Annotated in this window: 2 protein-coding genes; both read left to right on the forward strand. The window is 55.9% G+C overall.

What is annotated here, in order from left to right:
• On the forward strand, positions 1-419 hold a 419-nt coding region (locus tag COY37_RS04150), incomplete at its 5' end, for a DUF2520 domain-containing protein (protein ID WP_286976291.1).
• Between the two features lie 79 nt (positions 420-498).
• On the forward strand, positions 499-1,359 hold the full coding sequence (gene panB / locus COY37_RS04155; RefSeq protein WP_286679282.1) for a 3-methyl-2-oxobutanoate hydroxymethyltransferase: 861 nt from the start codon (positions 499-501) through the stop codon (positions 1,357-1,359).
• Positions 1,360-1,391 lie beyond the last annotated feature (32 nt).

Consider the following 1,391-nt stretch of genomic DNA (forward strand, 5'->3'; position numbering starts at 1 on the left):
AACCGGTTGAGGTTGCCGATGAAGACAAATCGCTGTACCACGCGGCGGCCTGCATTACCTCAAATTACCTGGTAACCCTGCTTCACCTCGCAAATAAGCTCTACGTCGCCTCAGGATTCGACGAGAGTGTAGCGCTCGAGGCGATGATGCCCCTCGTTAAGGGAACGGTCGCCAATATCGAGAGCGTGGGTACGGTCGCCGCCTTGACCGGACCGATCGCGCGCGGAGATACTAAGGTCATCGAGCAGCACTTGTTAAGCCTGGCGCGACTCGATGACGGCATCGGTGGTACGCTAGGCACTACCATACTGGACGTATATAAGGCCTTGGGGCTTGAGACAATAGACATTGCACTTCAAAAGGGCACATTAAGCGCAGAGGCCGCGGAACGGCTGTCCGCGGCGCTAAAGAGGACCTAAGTTGATGGTGAAGAAAAATAAGGCTCGGTGGAGTTCGTCATGTTGAGCGGTGCCCGAGCAACCCGGGAGGATGTTGAAGATGGATAAGGTAACGGTTAAGTCGGTAAGAGAGATGAAAGCCAAGGGCCAAAAGATAACGATGCTTACGGCCTACGACTACGCGTTTGCGAATATATTAGACGGGGCGGGCGTCGATATCCTACTTGTCGGCGATTCGCTCGGCATGGTTACGCTGGGCTATGACGACACGCTTCCCGTCACCGTCGAGGACATGATGCACCATACAAAAGCGGTGGTGCGCGGCACAAAGCGGGCGATGGTGGTAACGGATATGCCGTTTATGTCTTACCAGGTATCCGATGAGAAAGCGATGGAAAACGTCGGCAACATCATGAAGTTCACGGGTACGCATGCGCTTAAACTCGAGGGCGGCGAGCGCATCGTGGGGCTCGTTAAGAGGATGACGGACGCCGGCATCCCGGTCATGGGCCACCTCGGCCTCACCCCGCAATCGATATTGCAGTTCGGTGGCTACGGTTTGCAGGCAAGCAGTATCGAAGAAGCACAGCGGCTTCTTTCAGACGCTATCGCCCTTGAAGAGGCCGGTGCGTTTGCCCTAGTGCTTGAAAAAATCCCTTCAGAGCTCGCAGAGCTTGTCACCGCAAGCCTTGAGATCCCCACCATCGGCATCGGTGCGGGGCCGGCCTGCGACGGCCAGGTGCTGGTCGTGAACGATATGCTGGGGATGTTCGAGAAATTCGTCCCCAAATTCGTCAAGCAGTATGCAAACCTGCGCGCCATCATCGACCAGGCGGCTAAAGACTACATCAACGATGTGAGGGGCGACGTGTTCCCCGCCGGCGAGCAAACCTTCCACATGGATAAAGAAACGCTCGGCAACTTCATGGAAGAGATCGACCGCGGCCTTGGGAGGAAATAGGGGCTTCCGTTTTTGCTATTCTGAAGGAGCAA

The organism is Candidatus Aquicultor secundus, assembly GCF_002791875.1.
GTDB lineage: Bacteria > Actinomycetota > Aquicultoria > Aquicultorales > Aquicultoraceae > Aquicultor_A > Aquicultor_A secundus.

Excerpts from the sequence above, each read along its gene's own strand:
- panB (WP_286679282.1), top strand. The coding sequence starts at position 499 with ATGGATAAGGTAACGGTTAAGTCGGTAAGAGAGATGAAAGCCAAGGGC.